The 23975-nt window shown below is 71.8% G+C and carries 21 protein-coding genes and 1 tRNA gene; 7 read left to right on the forward strand and 15 right to left on the reverse strand.

Annotated features, from left to right (window positions below; all coding sequences use genetic code 11):
• Positions 1-125: 125 nt before the first annotated feature.
• From ACIRHA_RS22485 to ACIRHA_RS22495, 3 genes are all read right to left on the reverse strand, one after another.
• Positions 126-956: an SCO1664 family protein gene (locus tag ACIRHA_RS22485; RefSeq protein WP_403848451.1), complete on the reverse strand. Its 831-nt coding sequence runs from the start codon at positions 954-956 to the stop codon at positions 126-128.
• On the reverse strand, positions 920-1510 hold the full coding sequence (locus ACIRHA_RS22490; protein ID WP_403848454.1) for a DUF3090 domain-containing protein: 591 nt from the start codon (positions 1508-1510) through the stop codon (positions 920-922). Before ACIRHA_RS22490 ends, ACIRHA_RS22485 begins: the two co-directional genes overlap by 37 nt.
• A 98-nt stretch (positions 1511-1608) precedes the next feature.
• The gene (locus ACIRHA_RS22495; RefSeq protein WP_403848456.1) at positions 1609-2295 is read right to left on the reverse strand and encodes a histidine phosphatase family protein; all 687 of its coding nucleotides are present in this window, start codon (positions 2293-2295) and stop codon (positions 1609-1611) included.
• Between the two features lie 62 nt (positions 2296-2357).
• On the opposite strand from ACIRHA_RS22495, the gene corA reads away from it, so the two are divergent.
• The gene (gene corA, locus ACIRHA_RS22500) at positions 2358-3359 is read left to right on the forward strand and encodes a magnesium/cobalt transporter CorA (protein WP_403848459.1); all 1002 of its coding nucleotides are present in this window, start codon (positions 2358-2360) and stop codon (positions 3357-3359) included.
• Positions 3360-3435: 76 nt separating this feature from the next.
• Here corA and ACIRHA_RS22505 read toward each other — a convergent pair whose 3' ends face one another.
• Entirely contained in the window at positions 3436-4215 is a 780-nt protein-coding gene (locus ACIRHA_RS22505; RefSeq protein ID WP_403848461.1) for a ferritin-like domain-containing protein, read from the reverse strand.
• 237 nt (positions 4216-4452) lie between these two features.
• Positions 4453-5514: an LLM class F420-dependent oxidoreductase gene (locus ACIRHA_RS22510; RefSeq protein WP_403848464.1), complete on the reverse strand. Its 1062-nt coding sequence runs from the start codon at positions 5512-5514 to the stop codon at positions 4453-4455.
• Between the two features lie 144 nt (positions 5515-5658).
• Between ACIRHA_RS22510 and ACIRHA_RS22515 the strand changes: the two genes are divergently transcribed.
• The gene (locus ACIRHA_RS22515; RefSeq protein WP_403848467.1) at positions 5659-6642 is read left to right on the forward strand and encodes an aldo/keto reductase; all 984 of its coding nucleotides are present in this window, start codon (positions 5659-5661) and stop codon (positions 6640-6642) included.
• Positions 6639-9173, forward strand: a complete 2535-nt coding sequence (locus ACIRHA_RS22520) for a helix-hairpin-helix domain-containing protein (protein ID WP_403848470.1) — start codon at positions 6639-6641, stop codon at positions 9171-9173. Before ACIRHA_RS22515 ends, ACIRHA_RS22520 begins: the two co-directional genes overlap by 4 nt.
• 177 nt (positions 9174-9350) lie before the next feature.
• Here the strand turns inward: ACIRHA_RS22520 and ACIRHA_RS22525 are convergent, their stop codons facing one another.
• The gene (locus ACIRHA_RS22525) at positions 9351-10028 is read right to left on the reverse strand and encodes a hypothetical protein (RefSeq protein WP_403848473.1); all 678 of its coding nucleotides are present in this window, start codon (positions 10026-10028) and stop codon (positions 9351-9353) included.
• 47 nt (positions 10029-10075) lie between these two features.
• On the opposite strand from ACIRHA_RS22525, the gene ACIRHA_RS22530 reads away from it, so the two are divergent.
• Positions 10076-10264, forward strand: coding sequence for a DUF5703 family protein (locus tag ACIRHA_RS22530; RefSeq protein ID WP_018535088.1), 189 nt, complete (start codon positions 10076-10078; stop codon positions 10262-10264).
• Positions 10265-10342: 78 nt separating this feature from the next.
• Here ACIRHA_RS22530 and ACIRHA_RS22535 read toward each other — a convergent pair whose 3' ends face one another.
• The 3 genes from ACIRHA_RS22535 to ACIRHA_RS22545 form a co-directional block, all read right to left on the reverse strand.
• On the reverse strand, positions 10343-11065 hold the full coding sequence (locus ACIRHA_RS22535) for a chaplin (protein WP_403848476.1): 723 nt from the start codon (positions 11063-11065) through the stop codon (positions 10343-10345).
• Positions 11066-11190: 125 nt separating this feature from the next.
• Positions 11191-11424, reverse strand: a complete 234-nt coding sequence (gene chpH, locus ACIRHA_RS22540) for a chaplin ChpH (protein ID WP_399231363.1) — start codon at positions 11422-11424, stop codon at positions 11191-11193.
• Between the two features lie 151 nt (positions 11425-11575).
• Positions 11576-12901, reverse strand: a complete 1326-nt coding sequence (locus tag ACIRHA_RS22545) for a M20/M25/M40 family metallo-hydrolase (RefSeq protein ID WP_403848479.1) — start codon at positions 12899-12901, stop codon at positions 11576-11578.
• 197 nt (positions 12902-13098) lie between these two features.
• On the opposite strand from ACIRHA_RS22545, the gene ACIRHA_RS22550 reads away from it, so the two are divergent.
• Positions 13099-13183, forward strand: a tRNA-Leu gene (locus ACIRHA_RS22550).
• 111 nt (positions 13184-13294) lie between these two features.
• Here ACIRHA_RS22550 and ACIRHA_RS22555 read toward each other — a convergent pair.
• Positions 13295-14509: a M20 family metallopeptidase gene (locus ACIRHA_RS22555; RefSeq protein WP_403848482.1), complete on the reverse strand. Its 1215-nt coding sequence runs from the start codon at positions 14507-14509 to the stop codon at positions 13295-13297.
• 135 nt (positions 14510-14644) lie between these two features.
• Here ACIRHA_RS22555 and ACIRHA_RS22560 point away from each other — a divergent pair, with 135 nt between their 5' ends.
• Positions 14645-15700 carry an Lrp/AsnC family transcriptional regulator gene (locus ACIRHA_RS22560; RefSeq protein WP_403848485.1) on the forward strand — a complete coding sequence of 352 codons (1056 nt, stop codon included), beginning with the start codon at positions 14645-14647 and terminating at the stop codon, positions 15698-15700.
• A gap of 80 nt (positions 15701-15780) precedes the next feature.
• Positions 15781-17697, forward strand: coding sequence for a serine/threonine protein kinase (locus tag ACIRHA_RS22565; RefSeq protein WP_403848488.1), 1917 nt, complete (start codon positions 15781-15783; stop codon positions 17695-17697).
• A gap of 89 nt (positions 17698-17786) precedes the next feature.
• On the opposite strand, the gene gnd is transcribed toward ACIRHA_RS22565, so the two are convergent.
• From gnd to tal, 5 genes are read right to left on the reverse strand one after another with little or no spacing between them, the layout of a single operon-like run.
• A complete protein-coding gene (gene gnd / locus ACIRHA_RS22570; RefSeq protein WP_403848491.1) occupies positions 17787-18662 on the reverse strand; it encodes a phosphogluconate dehydrogenase (NAD(+)-dependent, decarboxylating) in 876 nt (291 codons plus the stop codon).
• 43 nt (positions 18663-18705) lie between these two features.
• Entirely contained in the window at positions 18706-20355 is a 1650-nt protein-coding gene (pgi, locus tag ACIRHA_RS22575; protein ID WP_403848494.1) for a glucose-6-phosphate isomerase, read from the reverse strand.
• Positions 20348-21304, reverse strand: a complete 957-nt coding sequence (gene opcA, locus ACIRHA_RS22580; protein WP_403848497.1) for a glucose-6-phosphate dehydrogenase assembly protein OpcA — start codon at positions 21302-21304, stop codon at positions 20348-20350. The genes pgi and opcA overlap by 8 nt, the downstream gene beginning before the upstream one ends.
• Positions 21301-22833 carry a glucose-6-phosphate dehydrogenase gene (zwf, locus tag ACIRHA_RS22585; RefSeq protein WP_403848500.1) on the reverse strand — a complete coding sequence of 511 codons (1533 nt, stop codon included), beginning with the start codon at positions 22831-22833 and terminating at the stop codon, positions 21301-21303. Before zwf ends, opcA begins: the two co-directional genes overlap by 4 nt.
• Positions 22830-23951 carry a transaldolase gene (gene tal, locus ACIRHA_RS22590; RefSeq protein ID WP_403848503.1) on the reverse strand — a complete coding sequence of 374 codons (1122 nt, stop codon included), beginning with the start codon at positions 23949-23951 and terminating at the stop codon, positions 22830-22832. The genes zwf and tal overlap by 4 nt, the downstream gene beginning before the upstream one ends.
• Between the last annotated feature and the right edge of the window lie 24 nt (positions 23952-23975).

Below are 23975 nucleotides of genomic sequence, written 5' to 3' on the forward strand. Positions count from 1 at the left end.
ATTCAAGCCCCGCCGGCGTTTGAGACGCGGGGTCCGGGGCAGAGCCCGATCTCTCCAGCCCCGCCGGCGCTTGAGGCGCGGGGTCCGGGGCAGAGCCCCGTGACCGCAACGCCGTCCGGGCTCCGCTATACGGGTGGCCAGGGGATGGCCGGCCAGTCCCCACCCGGCTCCCGGTGCCGCCCGGCCTTGAGCAACCCCGCCACCCGCTCCCGCACAGCCTCCAGCTCCACCCCGGTGATCAGCTCACCGAGCCGCACCGCGAGCGGCTCACCCGACCCGAGCCCCACCCGCAACGCCTCCAGCGCCCCCATGGCCTCCGCGGTCAACGGCTCCCCCGCCCACCCCCACAGCAACGTCCGCAACTTGTCCTCGGCGTTGAACGTCACACCGTGGTCGATGCCGAACAGGTGCCCCTCCGCGTCGACGAGCAGATGCCCGCCCTTGCGGTCACCGTTGTTGATCACGGCATCGAGCACCGAGAGCCGCCGCAGCCGGGCGTCGTCCGCGTGCACCAGCAGCGCCGTGCGCCCCTCGCCGACCTCGGCGAAGCCAATGGCCTTCCAGCCCTCCTCCGGCTCCTCACCGTCCACGAGGGCGAGCAGCTCGGCACCGTCCCCGAGCTCCTCCGGAGCGTCGATCCACAGCTGGCACATGCCCTCGCCGTACGGCCCGTCACGCAGCACCGTCGGCGGCACGAGGCCCCAGCCGAGCGCCTCGGACACCTCGTACGCGGCGACCTCGCGCCGCGCCAGGTTCCCGTCCGGGAAATCCCACAGCGGGCGCTCGCCGCGTACCGGCTTGTAAACACAACGGGCCTCACGGCCCTCGTGGGCGACGGTGCACACCAGCACCGCGTTCGACGCCTCGCGGATCTGTCCCTCGACGTTCAGCTCACCGAAGGTGAGCAGGTCCCGGTCGCTCACGCGTCGCGCCGGTATCCGTTCTGGCGCGGACATACGTGTCCCTCCGGGTCGAGCGGCAAGCTGCACAGGGGGCACGGCGGACGGCCCGCGTTCACGACGTCCAGGGCCCTCTTGGCGAAGGCGCGGGCCTGGTTCCCGGTGAGGCGGACGCGGAGCATCGGCGGGCCGTTCTCCTCGTCCTGGAGCAGCTTCTCCTCGGCCTCCGCCAGGTCGTCCTCGGACTCGGCCTCCAGCTCGACGAGGGCCTGCGCCTCGACGATCATGCGCTGTTCGTCGCCGTCCCACGCGAGTGCCATGGTGCCGACGCGGAACTCCTCCTCCACGGGCGCCTCCAGGGGCGCGGTGTCGGAGATCTCGCCCGGCGGCACGGCGGGCACCGGCGCGCTGCCCCCGGTGCGCCGCACGACCTCGTCGAGCAGTTCGTCCATGCGCTCGGCGAGCGCGGCCACCTGGGTCTTCTCCAGAGCCACGCTGGTGACCCGGGCTCCTGCCGTGGCCTGCAAAAAGAAGGTGCGGCGCCCGGGGAGCCCGACCGTACCGGCCACAAACCGCTCCGGAGGGTCGTAGAGGAACACCTGACGGGACACGTCCGCTCTCCATGGGATCGGGATCGACTGGCTTGAACCGGTCATGGCCGACCGGGCCGACTGTGCTTACGGCTGCTTCACCCTACTGCGGCCGACGATCACGGTGCGCCCGCGCCGCCCCCGACGGGCGCATCGAGCCCCTGCGGCGTCTCACGCGGCGCCAGGGACGCGAAGTCACCGGTGTCTCCGAGGCGTACGAGGAAGGGGCGCAGCCGTGTGTAACGGATCGCTGTGATGGAACACGGCTCTACGGAGATGCGCTGAAAGAGGTCCAGATGAAGCCCGATGGCGTCCGCGACAAGGGACTTGATGATGTCGCCGTGCGAACACATCACATAGGCGGCGTCCTCGCCGTGCTCGCGCTCCACGCGCGCGTTCCACTCACGTACCGCCTCGGCGGCCCGGTGCTGCATCTGCCGCATCGACTCCCCTCCGGGGAAAGCCGCAGCCGTCGGGTGCTGCTGCACGACCTGCATCAGCGGCTCGTCGGTCAGCTCGGCGAGCTTGCGGCCGGACCAGTCCCCGTAGTCGCACTCGCCGATGCGGTCGTCGGTGTGCAAGGTCAGCTCCGGGCGCGCGGCGAGCAGCGGCGCGACGGTCTCACGGCAGCGCTGCAACGGGCTGGCGACGATCTCGGCGAGCGGCAGGTCCGCCAGCCGCTCGGGCAGCCGCGCGGCCTGCGCGGCGCCGCGCTCGTCGAGCGCCACACCGGGGGTCCACCCGGCGAGCACTCCCGCGGTATTGGCGGTGGACCGTCCGTGCCGGACGAGGATCAGCGTGGGCATGTGCCCCACCCTAGGCATACGACGACGTGCGGCAGTGGCCGGTCCTGGGAAGAATTCACCTCGTGATCGTCGACTGTGCCATCTACCGGGAAGGGCGCCGCATCGAGCGGCCCGCCGACTTCTCCGACGCCCTCGACGAGGCGCGGGCGGTGGGGGACGCGTTCGTGTGGATCGGGCTGCACGAGGCGAGCGAGGAGGAGTTCGACCAGGTCGCCCAGGAGTTCGGGCTGCATCCGCTGGCCGTGGAGGACGCCCTGAAGGCGCACCAGCGGCCCAAGCTGGAGATCTACGACGACTCGCTGTTCGTGGTCCTCAAGCCCGTCGTGTACGAGCCGAAGAGCGACAAGGTGTCCACGGGCGAGCTGATGCTGTTCCTGGGCGATTCGTTCGTGGTGACCGTCCGGCACGGCGAGGGCGCGCCCCTGAAGGCCGTACGGCAGCGTCTGGAGGCCGAGCCGGAGTTCCTGAAGCAGGGGCCGACGGCGGTCCTGTACTCGATCGCGGACGCCACGGTGGACCACTACCTGGAGGTCGCGGCCGAGCTGCAGACCGACCTGGAGGAGCTGGAGACGGAGGTCTTCTCCCCCGAGGGCGGCGGCACCCGCGACACCGCGTCGCGGATCTACACGTTCAAGCGGCAGATCCTCGAATTCCGGCGCGCCACGGGCCCGTTGGCGATGCCACTGGCGCGGCTGGCCGGGGTCGGACCGTGGGGCCTGGCCGCCGTGCCGTTCGTACACGAGGAGGCGCGGCCGTTCTTCCGCGACGTGAACGACCACCTGACGCGGGTCAACGAGTCCGTGGACGGCCTGGACCGCCTCGTGTCGGACATCCTGTCCGCGCACCTGGCGCAGATGAGCGTGCGGCAGAACGACGACATGCGGAAGATCTCGGCGTGGGCGGCGATGGCCGCGGTGCCCACGATGATCGCGGGCATCTACGGCATGAACTTCGACCACATGCCGGAACTCCACTGGATATGGGCATACCCGGCAGTGATCGTCCTGATGGCCCTCTTGGAACTCCTGCTGTACCGCACATTCAAACGCCGCGGCTGGCTGTGACCAGATCAAGCCCCGCCGGCGTTTGAGGCGCGGGGCCCGGGGCAGAGCCCCGCGACCGCAACGCCGGCCCCCCGCCTCAGGCGAACTCGACCGCCGGCCCACCGAGCGCGTCCCGCCGCTCCGGCATCCGCAACGAAACCATCCGCCGCCAGCCGCCCAGGCGCTCGTACGCGTACACGGCCCGGATCCCCGCGGCCAGCGCCGCCGCCTTCGGCTTCGACCAGCCCAGGACCCGCCCCATGTGATCCATCACGGCGAGGCCGACATCCCGGTAGACCGCGATCTCCGCGAGAGCGCACTCGCGCAGGATGCGCTGAATGGCACGGCCGTGCCCCGCGTACGCGAAACGCAGCAACTCCTCATGGCAGTACGCGAGATGGTTGTCCTCGTCGTTGGAGATCATCTTGACCGCTCGGCCGAGGGTGGGGTCGTCGGCGAAGTACTTGCGGAGCATCACCATCTGCTCGGAGGCCCGCTGCTCGGTGACGCGGCTGTGCGCCAGATACGTGACGATGTCCCGCACGGAGAGCCGCTCGTCGCGCCGCAACCGATCGTGCGCGAGCCCGATCCCGTGCTTCTCCAGAAGCATCGTGTAGTCGGCCTCGGCGGGGACGGGGACCGGCTCAAGGCCGCGCTTCTTCATGAGGGCGTGGAAGATCCGCCCGTGCTTGTCCTCGTCCGCGCCGTGCCGCGCGATCCTGGGAGCGAGGCCGCGCTCGCTCTCGGGCACCAGCGCGGCGATCCGCCCGTTCTCCCAGCCGCCCTGGGATTCGCCGCCGGCCGCGATGGAGCAGAACAGCCGGAACGACTCGTCGTTGTCGATGATCTCCTGGAACAGACTCTTGGCCGACAGCATCCGCAACCTCCACCTCGCCGCACCGGACTCCGCAGTACTGCAAAGTCCGAGTCAAATGCGGGACATGAGGCAGGGCAACAGCTATGCGGGGCAACTCGTCCGAACGGAGGACACGAGGCTGGGGGCGAGCCGTAACCAGGCCCCTCGTGGCGCGTTGTGCACGGTGTCGGCCGTGGCGGGGAAGACCCCCGAGCCCCCACCACGGCCGCAGAAGAACTCGCCGAGCCTGTTACGCCGTTACGCCAGCCCGGCGCGCTCCATCGCCTCGGTGCCCGCGCGCAGGGAGGCGAGGCGGTCGTCGAGCGTGAGCCCGGCCGGGTTGATGGTCAGCGTGGTGACACCGGCCTCGGAGTAGGCCCGCATCCGGTCGGCGATCCGGTCCACGGAGCCGAGCAGCGTGGTGGAGTCGATGAGCTGCCGCGGGATCGCCGCGGCCGCGCCCTCCTTGTCGCCGGCCAGGTACTTGTCCTGGATCTCGGCGGCCTCCTTCTCGTAACCCATGCGCTGCGCGAGCTGGTTGTAGAAGTTCTGCTTACGGCTTCCCATGCCGCCCACGTAGAGGGCGGTGTAGGGCCGGAACATGTCGGCGAGCGCGCTCACCGAAGCCTCGTCGTCCCCACCGAGCGCAAGCGGAACCGTCGGGCACACGTCGAAGCCCTCCATGGTCAGCCCGGCCTTCTCGCGGCCCGCGCGGATGTGCTGGAGCGCGGTCTCCTCCAGGTGCTCGGCCGCGGGGAAGATCAGCAGGGCGCCGTCGGCGATCTCGCCGGTCTGCTCCAGGTTCTTCGGGCCGATCGCGGCGATGTAGAGCGGGATCCGCTCGCGCTCCGGGTGCACGATCAGCTTCAGCGGCTTGCCGGGGCCGTCCGGCAGCGGGAGCGTCCAGTGCGCGCCCTCGTGGCTGACCCGCTCCCGGCTCATCGCCTTGCGGACGATCTCGACGTACTCGCGGGTGCGCGCCAGCGGCTTGTCGAACTTGACGCCGTACCAGCCCTCGGAGACCTGCGGCCCGGAGACACCGAGGCCGAGCCGGAAGCGGCCCCCGGACAGCGAGTCCAGGGTCGCGGCCGTCATCGCCGTCATCGTGGGCTGGCGGGCCGGGATCTGGAAGATGGCCGAGCCGACGTCGATCCGCTCCGTCTGCGCGGCGACGTACGCGAGAACGGTGGCGGCGTCGGAACCGTAGGCCTCCGCGGCCCAGCACACCGCGTAGCCGAGCCTGTCGGCCTCCTTCGCGACAGCCAGGTTGTCCGCGTCCATGCCCGCGCCCCAGTAGCCGAGGTTGATGCCGAGCTTCATTGACCACATCCCCTTAACGCCTTGCCGGATCCAGTGAATTACCCATGGGTAAGGTGCCTCGCCCGGCACCCTAACCCGGCGACCCCGGCGACAGATATCCACAGGGGCCCCGTTCCTGACCTTCGGCCAGTAACCTCAGCGCCCATGGAGCAGAGGCATCTCGGCCGCACCGGCCTGCGCGTGTCCCGGATCGGGCTCGGCACCCTCCTGTGGGGCCGGGACACCGACGAGCACGACGCCGCCGACCTGTTGAAGGCCTTCTGGGAAGCGGGCGGCACGCTCGTCGACACGGCCGACGTGTACGGCGACGGGGAGTCGGAGTATCTGCTCGGGCGACTCATCGAGGGCCTGGTCCCCCGCCGCGACCTCGTCATCTCCACCAAGGCGGGCAGCGTGCCCGATCCCGACCGGCGCTTCGACGGCTCACGCGGGCATCTGCTCTCCGCGCTCGACGCCTCGCTCGCCCGGCTCGGCACGGACTACGTCGACCTGTGGCAGGTGCACGCGTGGGACCCGGCGACCCCGTTGGACGAGACGCTCCAGGCCCTCGACATCGCGGTCAGCAGCGGCCGTGCGCGCTACGCGGGCGTCTCGAACTTCTGCGGCTGGCAGCTGGCCAAGGCCGGTACGTGGCAGCTCGCCGCGCCCGGCGCGCGCACGCGTCTCGCCAGTACGCAGATGGAGTACTCGCTGCTGCAGCGGGGAGTGGAGCGCGAGGTGCTGCCGGCCGCGCTGGACCTCGGCATGGGCCTGCTGCCCTCGTCCCCGCTCGGCCGCGGGGTGCTGACCGGCAAGTACCGCTCCGGCACGCCCACCGACTCGCGGGGCGGCTCGGACCACATGGCGCCGTTCGTCGAGCCGTACCTCGACGAGGCGGCCGGGCACATCGTGGACGCGGTCGCCACGGCGGCGGACGGGCTCGCCGTGACGCCGCTGCAGGTGGCCCTCGCGTGGGTCAGGGACCGGCCGGGAGTGGCCGCGCCGATCGTCGGCGCGCGCAACGCGCAGCAGCTCACGGCGGCATTGTCAGTGGAGGCCCTTAGTCTTCCTGACGAGATCTGCCAGGCGCTCGACGATGTGTCGGCGCCCGTGCACCGCTATCCCGATCAGGACTGGAGCACGTTGTGAGTACGGAGTCCGCTGCCGCGGAGAACGAGTCAGGGGCCCGCCCCGACACGGATCCGGCTGCCGCCGCGAGCGCGGAGGCGGAGCCGGTGTCGGCGGACGGCGCCGGGGCCGGGACCGACGACGCCGGGGCCTCGGCCGGCGTCACCGAGCCGGAGCCCGCGGCCGACGCCGGACACGCGGAGGCCGCCGACGAGCGACCCGAGCCCGACGAGGGCGAAGGGGCGGCGGACGGCGCCGAGGAGACCGGGCCCGGCAGGATCGACGGCGAGGACGCGGTAAGCCCGGCCGACGCCGGCCAGCCCGATACGGACGCCGACGAAGAGACCAGGCCCAGCGGGATCGACGGCGAGAACGCGGTAAACCCGGCCGACGGCGGCCAGCCCCATGCGGACACCGACGAAGAGACCAGGCCCAGCGGGATCGACGGCGAGGACGCGGTAAGCCCGGCCGACGCCGGCGAGGGTGAGGGTCCGGAGGAGTCGACGGGCGGCGGCGAGTCCGGCGAGGGCGAGGCAGCCGCGGTGTCCGAGGCCGAGGCCGAGTTGGCGGCGCAGCGGGAGTTCCGGGAGCGGATCGCGGAGCGGAAGGCCGCCAAGGAGAGCCCGATCGACGCCGGGACCAAGCTGAGCGGGACCGCCGCCGACCTGCTCGCCGCCGTGCGCGCGGTGGAGAGCGGGGAGAAGCCCGTCGCCGCCCCCGAGCCGCGGCGGGACGTCGCACCCGCTCCCGCGCCCGAGCCCGTGCGCAGGTCGCAGGCGGCCCCCCAGGCGGGACCCGGTGCCGAGACCGTGGCCACCGTGCGGGACGTGCTCGTCGAAGGTGGCGCGCCCGAATCGCTCGCCGCCGCGACCGCCGCCGCCCTCGGCGAGGGCGCGAGTGACGAACTGCGTGCGGACCCGTGGCAGTTGCTGCGGGTGAGCGGAGTGCGCCCCGAGCAGGCCGACGGGTTCGCGCGGGCGCTGCTCGGCGCGGAGTGCGGGCCCGACGACGAGCGGCGGGGCCGCGCCGTCACCGTATGGCTGCTCGAGCAGGCGGCGGACGCCGGGCACACGGCCCTCGACCTGCCGGTGCTCGCGGAGGCGCTCGGCAAGCGCGGCGTGCCCGATCCGGAGGAAGCCGTGCAGAGCGCCGTCGCGGAGGGCGACGCGCTGATCTTCCACGACCCCCTGGAGGACGCTCCCGCCCCCGCGCCCGCCGCCGAGCAGGAGGACGGCGAGGAGGAAGAGCCGGAGCGGCCGGTCCGGGTCCTGGTCGGACTTGAGCGGTACGCGCTCGCCGAGGAGAGCCTCGCCGACGGGCTCGCCCGGCTGCTCAACGCCGCGCCCAAGGACGAGGGTTCGGCCGCCGCCGGCCTTGAGGAGGCCGCCGGGGCCACACGCGGCACGACAGCCGAGCTGATCCGGGCGATCGCCGCGCACCGCCTCGTGCTGCACACCGGCGGCGAGGCCGCCCGCGCAGAACCGATCGCCGCGGCGGCCGCCGCCGGCAGGCTGGGCCTGCGGGTGTGCGTCGCCGCGCACGGGGCGGACGGCCGGCGCCGGGCCGCCGAACTCCTCGGCCCGGACGCGCCCGAGACGGCCACCGCGACCGTCGCGGGCCTGCTCGCGCAGGCGGAGGGGCCCGGCCTCGACAGGGACGGGGCGTTCGCCCTCGACCTCCTGGTCGTCCTGGACGCGCCGCAGTTGGACGTGGGTGACGCCGCGATGCTCGTGGAGCTGCTCGCCGACGGTACGTGCCTGGTGCTCGGCGGAGATCCGGGGACGCTGTGGTCGGCAGGACCGGGCCGGGTCTTCGCCGACGTCGCCGCGGCGGAGATCTGCCCCCGCATCGCCTCCCGCACGCCGGACGCCGGCCCGATCGGCGAGCTGGTCTCCGGTATCGGCATCGGTGAGCTGAACCAGGTGGAGGCGCCCGGCAAGGAGGTGGTGATCGTTCCGGTGCGGGACCCGGCCGAGGCGATCCACCGCACCGTGCAGCTCGTCGCGGACTCGGTGCCGCGGGCGATCGGGGTGCCGGCCGAGCAGACGCAGGTGATCACGCCGGGGCACGGTGGCGCGGCGGGGACGCGGGCGTTGAACGTGGCGCTGAAGGAGCGGCTCAACCCGGGGCCCGGACGGTTCGGGGGTTTCGATCCCGGTGACCGTGCGGTGTACGTGACCGGGCGCGGGCGGATCCGGCCCGGCGTGGTCGTCGGGGCCGACGCGGAGGGCCTGCGCCTTGAGTGCGACGGCGCCCCCGTCCTCGTACCGAAGGAGCAGGTGGAGCAGGGGGCGGTGCGGCACGGGTGGGCCGTGACCGGGCATCAGGCCGTGGGGGTTCGGTGGCCCGCGGCCGTGGTGGTGCTGCCGGGCGATGCGGCGCAGGCGCTCAGCCGTCCCTGGGTCTATACGGCCTTCGGGCGCGGTGAGCGGCACCTTTCGGTGGTGCACGGCGTGGATGCGGCCCTGCCGCGAGCGGTGTCCGAGATCCCGGCAAAGCCACGCACGACGCGCCTGCGGGGACTGGTCCGCGCCCAGGTCCCCGGCACGTAAGCGCGGCACCGTGGTGCCGCCTTGCCCACCCTGCCGCCCAAGGCGGCAGATTGCCCAAGGCGGGGCGGCACCATCAAGCCCGGGCCGGCAAAATCAAGCCCCGCCGGCGATTGAGGCGCGGGGTCCGGGGCGGAGCCCCGGGGCGCAGCGGGACCACCGCTCCCCGCCCCGCCGCGGCTAGCGGTCCGCTTCCTCCAAGGGCTCATCGGGTTCGGCGGAGCCGTCCTCGTCGAGCTCGAACTCGTCGTCGTCGAAGACCGCGCTCACGTCGAAGCGGCACACCACCCGCTGCGGATCGACCTGCTCGAAGGGCGCCTCCAGCCACTCACCGGGGTCCGCAGGGTCGTCCGATGCCGTGACCCAGAGCGTGGAGTCGCCCTCCTCCAGGCCGAACTCCTTGTGCCGGGAGGCGATTTCGTCGGGCTCGAACTCGCCGAAGAGAACGCCCAGCGCGGCGTGCACGCTGCTGCCCGCCCCGTTCGCGGCCTCCGCGTCCGGCTCCCCCTCCAGGTCGGCGACCCGCCCGGCCTGGGCGAGCAGACGCTGCGGCTCGACCACGGCGTAGTCGCGTCGAATCAGCACGCTCAGCGCGTTCGGCTCCTCCGGTCCCGCGTACGGCGGCAGCGAGTCCTCGCTGTCGGGGATCTCGAAGGGGGTGACCTCGTCGTAGCGGTCGTAGAGGAGCTCGTCGTACTCCTCGGCCGCGGCGGCGAGTTCGTTGAACGCTTGGTAGACGGCCGGATCGTCTTCTCCCGACCGGCGCTCGACGGCCGCCAAGTGGGCGTCGAGCGCAGCCTTGACCGCCTCGGCGGCGGCGCGTACCTCGGCAGCGGTGGGCTGCGCAGCATCAGACATAGTGCAGACGCTATCCGTACCGGGCCGCTGCCCGCACAATAGATGCGATGCCGGAATACGAATTTGTCGACGTGTATGTGCCTCGCGGGGTCTCCCGCAAGGAGGCGACGCGCCTGCTGACGGACCATGCTGAGTACGGACACTGGGAGTTGGACCGCTTGAGCCTGCGTCGCGACGGCAGCCGCCGCGTGCGTCTGCGTCGACGGATCATCCGCCAGGTGCGGGCCACATGGTGACCTGAGAGCAAGGCGAGCCGGAACAAACGGAGCGGGCCCCGTCCGTGCGGGGCCCGCTCCGTTTCGTACCGACTGATGTCACGCCGCCGCGTTCGCCCGCCGGTAGAGCAGCGCGCCCGCGAGCAGCGCACCCCCGGCGATCGGGATGGCCGCGCCGATCGGCACCGAGCTGCCGGTCTCCGCGAGCGTGCCGGTCGCCCGCGGGCTGCCGGTCTGCCCGAGCTGGGACTCGCCCTTGGGCATGGCGACGGTCTGCGTCCCCGGGTCGTTGGGAGAGTCCGCACCGGTGTCCCCGCCCGAGTGCCCCGCGCGCGAGGGCGGGGTGTTCGAGTCCGCCGGGGGCGTGCTGGTGCCGGCGCCCCCGCCGTCGTCGGAGCAGCCGTTACCGGTCGTCCCGTTGCCGACCGAGCCGGCGCCGACGGAGTTCCCGCACGCGTTCACCGGCGCGTGCACCGGGACCGACACGTGGTTGCCCGAGCCGACACCGGGCGAATCGCTGGTGTTGCCGCCGGCCTGCGAGCCGCTGTCCGAGGACTGATCGCCGGCCTTGTCGCCGCCGCCCGAGCTGTCGCAGCCGTTGCCCGACGCCGGGTTGAGCAGTCCGACGACGTTGACCGTGTTGCCGCAGGCGTCCACCGGGACGTCCACGGGCGCCTCGACGGAGTTGCCGGACAGGACGCCCGGCGAGTCCGACGAGCTTCCGTTCGCATTCGAGTCCGCGTGCGCGTAGCCACCGGTGACGGCGAGCACGCCGGACGCGGCCGCCATGGTGATCAGGCCCTTCCGCATGACCTGTCGCATAGGTTTTCCCTGCCTTGCCTTGGAAATCTTGCCCTGGAACCGTGTCCAACCCGTCGGCCCCGGAGTGCATGGCTCGCACTCCGGGGCCGTGGGCTCAAACCCTCAAGGGGTGAGGCACAACAACGTCAGTCGTTGGCGCAGGTGTTACCGAAGGCAGGGTTCAGCAGCCCGATCACGGAGACCGTGTTGCCGCACACGTTCACCGGCACGTGAATCGGGGCCTGGATGACGTTGCCCGAAATGACGCCGGGGGACTGCGTGGCAGCACCCTGAGCGCCGGAGTCGGCGACGGCCATGCCCGCACCCGCGAGAACCAGACCACCAGTGGCTGCCGCAGCGGCGACGACCTTCTTGAGCATTATTCCTCCTAGTTGGCAATGCAGTCCCAGCCGCGGACTGCACTCCCTGTAACGAGGAATAGAGGATGGGGCTACGACCGTACGGCGCCTTTCACTCTTTCCGGTCCATTACGCACGTGCGAACGATTTCCGCCCTGGCGCCGGGTTGACGTCAGGACGCGTCGATGAAGCGGTCCAGGACCCGCACGCCGAACTTGAGACCGTCCACCGGCACCCGCTCGTCGACGCCGTGGAACATCCCGGCGAAGTCCAGCTCGGGCGGCAGCTGCAGCGGCGCGAAGCCGAAGTTGCGGATGCCGAGCTCCACGAAGGACTTGGCGTCGGTGCCGCCGGAGAGCATGTACGGGATGGCCTTGCCGATCGGGTCCTCGGCCTCGATCGAGGTCTTCATCGCCTCGACGAGCGCCCCGTCGAAGGTGGTCTCGACGGCCTTGTCCGCGTGCACGTCCGAGCGCTTGACCTTCGGGCCGAGGATCCGGTCGAGGTCGGCGAGGAACTCGTCCTCGTGTCCTGGCAGGAAGCGGCCGTCGACATTGGCGGTGGCCTCGCCGGGGATCACGTTGACCTTGTAGCCGGAGTTCAGCTGCGTCGGGTTCGCGGTGTTGGAGAGCGTGGCGCCGATCAGCTTGGCGATGCCGCCGAGCTTGGCGATGGTCTCCTCCATGTCCTCCGGGTCCAGCTCGGTGCCGAGGGCGTCGCCGAGCTCGTCGAGGAAGTGCCGGAGCGTCTTGGTGACGCGGACCGGGAACTTGTGGCGGCCGAGGCGCGCGACGGCCTCGGACAGCTCGGTGATCGCGTTGTCCCGGTGGATCATGGAGCCGTGCCCGGCGGTGCCGGCCACGGACAGCTTCATCCAGTGCATGCCCTTCTCGGCGGTCTGGACGAGGTAGAGCCTGCGCTGCTCGTTCACCGTGAAGGAGAAGCCGCCGACCTCGCTGATCGCCTCGGTGACGCCCTCGAAGAGGTCCGGGTGGTTGCGCACCAGGTGGCGGGCGCCGAACACACCGCCGGCCTCCTCGTCGGCGAGGAAGGCGAGGACGATGTCGCGCGGGGGCTTGCGCCCGGTCCGCAGCCGGTCGCGGACGACCGCGAGGGTCATCGCGTCCATGTCCTTCATGTCGACGGCGCCGCGGCCCCAGACGCAGCCGTCGGCGATCTCGCCGGAGAACGGGTGGTGGGTCCAGTCCGCCGCGTTCGCCGGGACGACGTCGGTGTGACCGTGGATGAGGAGGGCGGGCCGCGAGGGGTCCTCGCCCTCGATGCGGGCGACCGTGGAGGCGCGGCCGGGGTGGGACTCGAAGATCTTCGGTTCGAGGCCGACCTCGGCGAGCTTCTCCGCCGTCCACTCGGCGGCCTTGCGCTCGCCGGGGCCCGAGTGGTCGCCGTAGTTGCTGGTGTCGATCTGGATCAGTTCGCGGCAGAGGTCGACGACCTCGTCCTGCCCGGTGACCGCCCTGCCCGTGCTCGGCTCGCTCACGCTGCTTCCTCTCTTGCCGTGGATGCCTCTCATCCTCTCTCTCCCGGCCTCAGGACCCAAGGCCGGGCGGCTCTAGTCACGTGCCGTTCACAGGCGGGGGCGCCTGGCCGGGGGGGCTGATCGAGGCACTCCGAATCCCTGGTAATGTTCTCTCTGTCGCCGCGGGAAACACCCCGCACAGAGGCGGCAGACACCTAGTCCGGGTGGCGGAATGGCAGACGCGCTAGCTTGAGGTGCTAGTGCCCTTTATCGGGCGTGGGGGTTCAAGTCCCCCCTCGGACACAGAGAAGGACCCCAGATGATTCTGGGGTCTTTTGCGTTGTCCGGAACCGTCGCTCACCGATCTGTGTGCGGTGACTCGGTGGCCGGGTACCCCAGGGAGGCGCCGGCCGGTCAGCCGCTCAGGCGGTCGAGGGCCAGTTCCGCGAGGTAGTGGGCGCCGTCGGTGAGGACGGCGTCGTCGAAGACGGCGTGCGGGGAGTGGTTCTCCTCGGCGCCCGCGGGGTCGACGCCGGGCGGTACCGCGCCCAGCTGGACGAAGGCGCCGGGCACTTGGGCGAGGACGCGGGAGAAGTCCTCGCCGGCCGCGGCGGGGCGCTCCATCGGCGTGTAGCGGTCGGCGCCGAAGGTCCGCTCGGCGACGGTCGCGGCGCGGGCGGCCTCGGCCGGGTCGTTGATGGTGGCGTGGACGTACTCCTCGATGACGGGTTCGGCGGTGACGCCGTGCGCCTCGGCCACGGAGCGGCAGACCCGGTCGACGCCCGCGCGCAGTGCGTCGCGGGTGCCGGTGTCGAACCAGCGGATGGTTCCGGTGAGGACGGCCTCGTCGGGGATGATGTTGGGGGCGCTGCCCGCGTGGATCTCGCCGACGGTGAGTACGGCGGTGCCGAACGGGTCCACGGTGTGGGTCACCAGCGTCTGGAGGGCGCCGACGACCGCGCAGGCCGCGGGGATCGGGTCGCGGGTCAGGTGCGGGGCCGAGCCGTGGCCGCCGACGCCGCGCAGCTTCACGGAGAAGATGTCGCCGCCCGCGAGCATCGCCCCCGGCTTGGCGGTGAACACCGCGTGCGGGATCCGCCCCGCGATCACGTGCAGGGCGTACGCGGCGACGACCCGCTCCCCCGCGGCCTCAAGGACGCCTTCGTCGATCATCCTGCCCGCGCCGTCGCAGCCCTCTTCGCCGGGCTGGAACATGAAGACGACGTCGCCGGTGAGTTCCTCGCGGCGCGCGCACAGTTCGCGGGCGGCGCCGACGAGCATGGCGATGTGCAGGTCGTGGCCGCAGGCGTGCATGGCATCGGGGTGCGTGGAGGCGTAGTCGAGGCCGGTCCGCTCGGCGAGCGGCAGGGCGTCCATGTCGCCGCGCAGGAGGACGGCGGGTCCTGGGCGGCCGCCGCGCAGCACGGCGACGACCGAGCTGAGCGCGTCTCCCTTGCGTATCTCCAGGGGCAGCCCCGCGAGGGCGTCGAGCACCCGCTGCTGGGTGCGCGGCAGGTGCAGGCCGACCTCGGGCTCGGCGTGCAGGGCGCGGCGCAGGGCCACCAGGTCGCCGTGGTCCGGGCTGCCGGCCGGGGCGGTGCTGGAGGTGGTGGGGGTGCTGGTCGGCATGGGGCTCCCTTCGGGCACCGGCCGGGGTGCGGCGCGGTGGGGCGGCGGGCTCGTGGCAGGTCGGTGGCGGTGATCCGTACCGCTGCCAGCATGGACGCGCTTGCCACCTCGGAGCCGAGGACGCAGGATCCTTGCGTGTACGACGGCCTCACGCAGGATTCTCCGGCGCCGCTGAGCGAGCGCGACTTCGCACTCATCAACTGTCTTGAGGTGAGCCCGCGGGCGACCTGGCGCCAGATCGGCGAGGTGCTCGGTCTCGACCCGGTCACCGTGGCGCGGCGCTGGCAGCGCCTGGAGCGCTCGGGTGCGGCCTGGGTGACCGGTCGTCCTGCCGACCGCTTCGCTCCCGGCGCCTGCCTGGCCGTGCTGGAGGTGCGCTGCCCGGCCGGGGCGGTGGCCGAGGTGTGGCAGGCGCTCGCGGCCCGGCCGCATGTGCTGTCGGTGGAGCACACCAGCGGCGACTGGGACCTCACGGCGACGCTGGCCCTGCCGTCGGCGGCCGCGCTCTCCCCGTATCTGGAACGGGTGGTGGGCCGGACCGCCGGGGTGAACGACGTCCGCTGTCAGCTCGTCACCCGGGTCCACACGGAGGGCGATCTGTGGCAGTTGCGGGTGCTGGACGCCGACCAGCGGCGCGCCCTCGCGGTGCCCGCCGCCGTGGCCGGAGCCCGGCGTGCCCGGCCCACGGGTCCGGACGCAACCGACCGCCGCCTGATCCTCGCGCTCGGCCGGGACGGGCGCGCCCCGCTGTCGGCACTCGCCGCCGAGACGGGCCTCGCGGTGAGCACCGTGGGCCGCCGGATCGCGGCGCTGCTGGAGCGCGAGGAGCTGTCGCTGCGCTGCGACGTGGCGACACCGCTGTCGGGCTGGCCGGTGAACGCGTGGGTGTGGGCACGGATCGCCCCGGACGACACGGCGACGCCCGCCGCGCTGGTGCGCCGGCTGCCCGGACTGCGGGTGTGCCTGCGGCTCTCCGGCGGCAGCGCGAACCTGCTGCTCGGCCTCTCGGCCCGCTCACTCGTCGAACTCCCCGTAGTGGAGGCCGAGTTGGCGAAGGCAGCCGCCGGACTCACGGTGCTTCGTGAGGCCATGGTGCTGCGCTTCGTCAAGCGCATGGGCCGCCTCCTCGACGAGCGGGGCCACAGCCGCGGCGCCGTCCCCATGGACGTATGGAGCGACCCCTCGGCGTGACCTCACCGTGTGGACGGTCCGTGCCGCGGCGGAAGGAAGGGGTGCACGCGCCGGTGGGGTGTGGTGCGTCGCGTGATGCAATGGACCCTCGACGCAACCTGGGGGTGCAGCGAGAGGTGTGGGCGAACAGGGAGCCCGGCAATGGCGGTTTCCGTCCGCTGGACGACAAGGATCCGCGGACGGTGGGCGGGTACCGCCTGGTCGCGGGGCTCGGCTCCGGTGGCATGGGGCGCGTCTATCTGTCGCACACGCCGGGCGGCCGGGCCGTCGCGGTCAAGGTGATCAGACCCGAGCTCGCCGAGGACCCGGAGTTCCGCCGCAGATTCCGTACCGAGGTCGCCGCGGCGAGCAAGGTGCACGGGCTCTACACGGCTCCGGTCGTCGACAGCGACACGGAGAGCCCGGTGCCGTGGTGCGCGACCGCGTACGTCCCCGGGCCCTCGCTCGCGGAGGCGGTGCGCGAGCACGGGCCGCTGCCGGTGGACACCGTGCTGCGGATGACGGCCGGGATCGCGGAGGCGTTGCAGGCGGTGCACGACGCGGGGATCGTGCACCGCGACCTGAAGCCGTCGAACGTGCTGCTGGCCTCCGACGGGCCCCGCGTCATCGACTTCGGGGTGGCGCGGGCGGCGGACGCGACGTCCGTGACGCGCAGCGGGGCGGCCGTGGGCACGGTCGCGTACATGGCTCCGGAGCAGGTGCTCGGCGGCTCGTCGAGCGGGTCGGCCGATGTGTTCGCGCTCGGCCAGACCGCGGTGTTCGCCGCGACCGGAGGCACGGCGTACGGGGAGGGCGATCCGCACGCGGTGCTCTACCGGGTCGTGCACGAGGAGCCGGATCTGTCCAAGGTCCCTGACACCCTGCGGGAGTTGATAGCCGGCTGTCTCACCAAGTCCGCCGAGGACCGGCCGACGGTGCAGGAGGTCATCGAGACGGTCCAGGTGATCCGTGAGGCGCAGCCCGGCGGTCCGGGGCCCGCGACGGACGCCTGGCTCCCGGGTGAGCTCGCCGAGGGGATCGCGGTGCGCGCCGAGGGCGCCCGGGTGACCGGGGCGGAGTCGACGGGGCACGCGACGCCGCCGCGCGGTGCCACGGGTGCGCCCGCGACGCCCGGGAGCCCCGCCCCCGCCGGTGTGTTCGGGCCACCCGTCGCATTCGCCCAGGAGGCCCAGGACCCGCCCGGCGCGGCGGTGCAACAGGGCCATCCGGCGACGGCCCCCGACCGGCCATCGCCCGGCTCCCCCGCCGCGCTCTCGGGCGCCGAGACCGCCGCCGTGAGTACGGAGCCCCGGCGCAAGCGCCCCCGTGCCTGGCTGTTGGCGGTCGCCGGGGTCGTGCTGGTCGCGTGCGGTGCGGCGGCCGCGCTGTACTTCGTGCCGGGCGACGGGCCGCGCGACAGTGCGGGAGGGCAGGTGGCCACGAGCGCGCCCGGGGCGAAGGGGTCAGGGGCGAAGCCGGCCTCGCCGTCGAAGTCCGCCTCGCCGAGCGCAGCCACGTCACCGCGGAAGTCCGGGGGCGCCGCGGCGCCCGCGCCGTCGGGGGCGCCGGACGACGGCGCGACGGCCGCTCCCCCGTCCCCCGGCGCGAGCGAGCCGGAGACGTCGGAGCCGCCGGCCCCGTCGACGTACAACGGCATCGTGATGGCGGACGGCCAGGACCTGTTGCTCTCGGACGAGCCGGTGCGGGCCAGGGCGGACGACGGGCAGCCGAGCGAGGACCTGACCTACGACGTCTACGAGAACGGCGCCAAGCTGTCGCCCGGCACCGGGTCGGGGAGTACGCTCGCGCCGCTCCCCGCGGACCAGCCGGCCACCCCCGACGCGTGCCGTGACGCGCAGGGGGCGCAGGACTTCTTCTGGGTCTACAACCTGTCCGTGGGGCAGCGGCTCTGTCTGGTCAGCGGGTCGGGGGACATCGGCCTTCTGACGCTCCAGGGCAAGACGGAGGGCAAGAACGTGACCCTCGACGCGAAGGTCTGGCGCGCAGCCGACCAGTAGACGCACGACCAGTAGATGCACCAAAAAGCCCGCCGGACCGCGAGGTCCGGCGGGCTTCGTGCGTGTCGCCTACTTGGGCTCGACGGCGCTTACTTGGACTCGACGGCGTGGCCGCCGAACTGGTTGCGCAGCGCCGCGATCATCTTCATCTGCGGCGAGTCCTCCTGGCGGGAGGAGAAGCGCGCGAAGAGCGACGCGGTGATCGCGGGCAGCGGCACCGAGTTGTCGATGGCGGCCTCGACGGTCCAGCGGCCCTCGCCGGAGTCGGCGGCGAAGCCGCGCAGCTTGTCGAGGTGGGTGTCCTCGTCGAGGGCGTTGACGGCGAGGTCGAGCAGCCAGGAGCGGATGACCGTGCCCTCCTGCCAGGAGCGGAAGACCTCGCGGACGTTGTCCACGGAGTCGACCTTCTCCAGGAGCTCCCAGCCCTCGGCGTAGGCCTGCATCATGGCGTACTCGATGCCGTTGTGGACCATCTTGGAGAAGTGGCCGGCGCCGACCTTGCCCGCGTGGACGTAGCCGAAGTCGCCCTCGGGCTTGAGGGCGTCGAAGACCGGCTTGACCTTCGCGACGTTCTCCTCGGAGCCGCCGACCATGAGCGCGTAGCCGTTCTCCAGGCCCCAGACGCCGCCGGAGACACCGGCGTCGACGAAGCCGATGCCCTTGGCCGCGAGCTCCTCGGCGTGCTTCTCGTCGTCCGTCCAGCGGGAGTTGCCGCCGTCGACGACGATGTCGCCCTCGGAGAGCAGGGCGCCGAGCTCGTCGACGGTCGACTGGGTGGCGCCGCCGGCCGGGACCATCACCCACACCACGCGCGGGCCCTCGAGCTTCTCGACGAGCTCCTGGAGGGAGGCGACGTCGGAGATCTCCGGGTTGCGGTCGTAGCCGATGACGGTGTGGCCGGCGCGGCGGATGCGCTCGCGCATGTTGCCGCCCATCTTGCCGAGACCGATGAGACCGAGCTGCATGTCAGTTCACTTACCTTCAGTGCTAGTTAGGGCTGTTGTGAGGCTACTTGCGGCCGCGCAGCGCGCGGTACGTGCCGACCAGGGACTGCGTCGAGGCGTCGAGGCCGGGGACCTCCGCGCCTTCGGTGAGAGCGGGCTCCACGCGCTTGGCGAGGACCTTGCCGAGCTCGACGCCCCACTGGTCGAAGGAGTCGATGTTCCAGATGGCGCCCTGGACGAAGACCTTCTGCTCGTAGAGGGCGATGAGCTGGCCGAGGACGGACGGGGTCAGCTCGCGCGCGAGGATCGTCGTCGTCGGGTGGTTGCCCTTGAACGTCTTGTGGGCGACCAGTTCCTCGGCGACGCCCTCCGCGCGGACCTCGTCCGGCGTCTTGCCGAAGGCGAGCGCCTGGCCCTGCGCGAACAGGTTGGCCATCAGCAGGTCGTGCTGGTCCCTGAGACCGTCACTCAGCTCGTCGACGGGGTTCGCGAAGCCGATGAAGTCCGCCGGGATCAGCTTCGTGCCCTGGTGGATGAGCTGGTAGTACGCGTGCTGGCCGTTGGTGCCCGGGGTGCCCCAGACGACCGGGCCCGTCTGCCACTCCACACGGCGGCCCTGGCGGTCCACGGACTTGCCGTTGGACTCCATGTCGAGCTGCTGGAGGTACGCCGTGAACTTGGAGAGGTAGTGCGAGTACGGCAGCACCGCGTGCGACTGCGCGCCGTGGAAGTTGCCGTACCAGACGCCGAGCAGGCCCAGCAGCAGCGGCGCGTTCGCCTCGGCGGGGGCCGTGCGGAAGTGGTCGTCGACCAGGCGGAAGCCGTCGAGCAGCGCACGGAAGTGGTCCGGGCCGATCGCGATCATCAGCGAGAGGCCGATGGCCGAGTCGAAGGAGTAGCGGCCGCCGACCCAGTCCCAGAACGCGAACATGTTGGCCGTGTCGATGCCGAACTCGGAGACCTTCTCGGCGTTCGTCGACAGGGCGACGAAGTGCTTCGCGACGGCGGCCTCGTCCTTCAGCGCCTTCAGCAGCCAGGAGCGCGCGGCCTTCGCGTTGGTGATCGTCTCGATCGTCGTGAAGGTCTTGGACGCGATGATGAACAGCGTCTCGGCCGGGTCGAGGTCGCGGACGGCCTCGTGCAGGTCGGCTCCGTCGACGTTCGACACGAAGCGGAACGTCAGGTCGCGGGCGGTGAACGGGCGCAGCGCCTCGTACGCCATGGCCGGGCCGAGGTCCGAGCCGCCGATGCCGACGTTGACGACGTTCTTGATCCGCTTGCCGGTGTGTCCCGTCCACTCGCCCGTACGGATCTTGTCGGCGAAGACGGCCATCTGGTCGAGGACCTCGTGCACCTTCGGCACGACGTTCTCGCCGTCGACCTCGACCACGGCGTCGGCCTGGGCGCGCAGGGCCGTGTGCAGCACGGCGCGGTCCTCGGTCGTGTTGATCTTCTCGCCGCGGAACATGGCGTCGCGCTGCCCGAACACGTCGGTGGCGGTGGCCAGTTCCTGGAGCAGGGCGAGGGTCTCGTCCGTGATCAGGTGCTTGGAGTAGTCGATGTGCAGGTCACCGACGTCGAGCGTGTAGCGCTCGGCACGGGCCGCGTCCTTCGCGAACAGGTCGCGCAGGTGCGTGCCGTTGAACTTCGCGCGGTGGTCCTCGAGGGCCGTCCACTGCGGGCGGCGGGTGAGGAAGGGGGCGGTGTCAGGCATGTTGAACGGACTCCTTGGTGACTTTGCTGCCTTTGCCGGGGGCGGCTGCCTGCAGGGCCACGGCGTACATCTCGTCGGCGTCGAGGCGGCGGAGTTCCTCCGCGATCAGCTCGGCGGTGGAGCGGACCTTGAGGGCGAGGGTGCGCTCGGGCTGACCCGGCAGGGTCAGCTTGGCGAGCGGCCCCTCGGGGCGGTCGATCCGGATCTCGCCGGCCGGCGTGCCGAGGCGGACCGCGGTGACGACCGGCCCTTCCGTGACGACCCGCTCGACCGGGACGCCGAGCCGGGCACCGAGCCAGCGCGCGAGCAGCTCGGCGCTGGGGTTGCCTGCCTCGGACTCGACGGCCGCGGAGACGACGTCGGTACGGGCCTGGTCGAGCGCGGCGGCCAGCATGGAGCGCCACGGGGTGAGCCGGGTCCAGGCCAGGTCGGTGTCGCCGGGGGCGTAGTGCGCGGCGCGCCGGTCGAGGGCGGCGAGCGCGTCCTCGTCGGCGTACAGGTCGGTGATGCGGCGGGCGGCGAGCGCGCCGAGCGGGTCCTTGGAGGGCTCGTCGGGGGCGTCGACCGGCCACCACACGACGACCGGGGCGTCGGGCAGCAGCAGCGGCAGGACGACGGAGTCGGCGTGCTGGCCGGTCTCGCCGTACAGGCGCAGGACCACCGTCTCGCCGGTGCCGGCCTCGGAGCCGAGGCGGACCTCGGCGTCGAGCCGGTTGCCGTGCCGGTCGCGGGGCAGGCGCTTGGTGCGCCGGATGACGACGAGGGTGCGCGAGGGGTGCTCGCGGGACGCCTCCTGGGCGGCCTTCGTCGCGTCGTACGCGTTCTCCTCGTCCGTGACGATGACCATCGTCAGGACCATGCCCACGGCGGGGGTCCCGATGGCGCGGCGCCCTTCGACGAGCGCCTTGTTGACCTTGCTTGCCGTGGTGTCGGTCAGGTCGATCCTCATGGCCTGCGCCAGCTCCGTCCGTCTCGTGCGAGCATGTCGTCCGCTTCCTTCGGGCCCCAGCTGCCCGAGGCGTACTGGGCGGGCTTGCCGACCTTGTCCCAGTGCTCCTCGATGGGGTCGAGGATGCGCCAGGACTCCTCGACCTCTTCCGTACGGGGGAAGAGGTTGGCGTCGCCCAGCAACACGTCCAGGATCAGCCGCTCGTACGCTTCCGGGCTGGACTCGGTGAACGACTCGCCGTAAGCGAAGTCCATGGACACGTCGCGGATCTCCATCGACGTACCCGGCACCTTGGATCCGAAGCGCACCGTCATGCCCTCATCCGGCTGAACGCGGATGACGATCGCGTTCTGGCCGAGTTCCTCGGTGGCGGTGTGGTCGAACGGGGAGTGCGGGGCGCGCTGGAAGACGACGGCGATCTCCGTGACGCGGCGGCCGAGGCGCTTGCCGGTTCGCAGGTAGAACGGGACGCCCGCCCAGCGGCGGTTGTCGATGCCCAGCTTCACGGCCGCGTAGGTGTCGGTCTTCGACGTGCGGGCGATGCCGTCTTCCTGGAGGTAGCCGCGGACCTTCTCGCCGCCCTGCCAGCCCGCGGCGTACTGCGCGCGGACCGTGGACTTCTCCAGGTCGGCGGGGAGCCGTACCGACTTGAGGACCTTGAGCTTCTCGTTGACCAGCGACTCGGCGTCGAACGCGGCCGGCTCCTCCATCGCCGTGAGGGCGAGCAGCTGGAGCAGGTGGTTCTGGATGACGTCGCGGGCGGCGCCGATGCCGTCGTAGTAGCCGGCGCGGCCGCCGATGCCGATGTCCTCGGCCATCGTGATCTGCACGTGGTCGACGTAGGACCGGTTCCAGATGGGCTCGTACATCTGGTTGGCGAAGCGGAGCGCCAGGATGTTCTGGACGGTCTCCTTGCCGAGGTAGTGGTCGATGCGGAAGACCTGCTCGGGCGAGAACACGTCGTGCACGATCGCGTTGAGCTCGTGCGCCGACGCGCTGTCGTGGCCGAACGGCTTCTCGATGACGGCGCGCCGCCAGGATCCCTCGGCCGCGTCCGCGAGCCCGTGCTTCTTGAGCTGCTGCACGACCTTGGGGAAGAACTTCGGCGGTACGGAGAGGTAGAACGCGTAGTTGCCGCTGGTGCCACGCTTCTCGTCGAGCTCGTCGACGGACTCGCGCAGCTGCTTGAACGCGGTGTCGTCGTCGAAGTCGCCGGGGATGAAGCGCATGCCGTCGGCGAGCTGCTGCCAGACCTCCTCGCGGAAGGGGGTGCGGGCGTGCTCCTTGACCGAGTCGTGGACGACCTGCGCGAAGTCCTGGTCCTCCCACTCACGGCGTGCGAAGCCGAGGAGCGAGAAGCCCGGCGGCAGCAGGCCGCGGTTGGCGAGGTCGTAGACGGCCGGCATCAGCTTCTTGCGGGACAGGTCGCCCGTGACGCCGAAGATGACGAGCCCGGAGGGGCCCGCGACGCGCGGCAGACGGCGGTCGCGGGGGTCCCTCAGCGGGTTCTGCCAAGCGGTGGAGCTCACTTGGACTCAGCCTCCGTCAGGCGGGAGGAGACGGTGGCGAGCAGGTCGTTCCAGGCGATCTCGAACTTGGCGACGGCCTCGTCCTCGAGCTGCTGGGTGACCTCGTCGAGGGAGATGCCGAGCGCGTCGACGGCCTTCAGCTCGGCGCGGGCCTGCTCGTAGCGGCCGGTGATGGTGTCGCCGGTGATCCCGCCGTGATCGGCGGTCGCCTTCAGGGTGCCCTCGGGCATGGTGTTGACGGTGCCGGGCGCGACCAGCTCGTCGACGTACAGGGTGTCCTTGTACGCCGGGTCCTTGACGCCGGTGGAGGCCCACAGCGGGCGCTGCTTGTTGGCGCCGGCGGCCGCCAGCTTGGTGGCACGCTCGGCGGCGAAGGCCTGCTCGAACGCCTCGTAGGCGAGACGCGCGTTGGCGAGCGCGGACTTGCCCTTGGCCGAGGCGGCCTCGTCCGTGCCAATCTTGTCGAGGCGCTTGTCGATCTCGGCGTCGACGCGCGAGACGAAGAAGGACGCGACGGAGTGGATGCCGGCGAGGTCGATGCCGCGCTCGTGGGCCTTCTCCAGACCGGCCAGGTAGGCGTCCATGACGGCCTTGTAGCGGTCGAGGGAGAAGATCAGCGTGACGTTGACCGAGATGCCGAGGCCGATGACCTCGGTGATCGCCGGGAGGCCCGCGAGGGTCGCCGGGATCTTGATCATGACGTTCTCGCGGTCGACGAGCCAGGCCAGCTGCTTGGCCTCGGCGATGGTGGCCTCGGTGTTGTGGGCCAGGCGCGGGTCGACCTCGATGGAGACGCGGCCGTCACGGCCCTGCGTGGCGTCGTACACCGGGCGCAGGATGTCGGCGGCGGCGCGCACGTCCTGGGTCGTCATCATGCGGACGGCCTCGTCGACGGTGACCTTGCGGACGGCCAGGTCGGCGAGCTGCTCCTCGTAACCCTCGCCCTTGCCGATGGCGGCCTGGAAGATCGAGGGGTTCGTGGTGACGCCCACGACGTGGCTGTCCGCGATGAGCTCGGCGAGGTTGCCGGACTCGATGCGGGTGCGGGACAGGTCGTCCAGCCAGATGGAAACGCCTTCGTCGGAGAGCGACTTGAGGGGTGCGACGGCGTTGCTCATGTTCTGCTTCATCTTCTTTCGTAC

It is taken from the genome of Streptomyces sp. NPDC102360, from assembly GCF_044766085.1.
GTDB lineage: Bacteria > Actinomycetota > Actinomycetes > Streptomycetales > Streptomycetaceae > Streptomyces.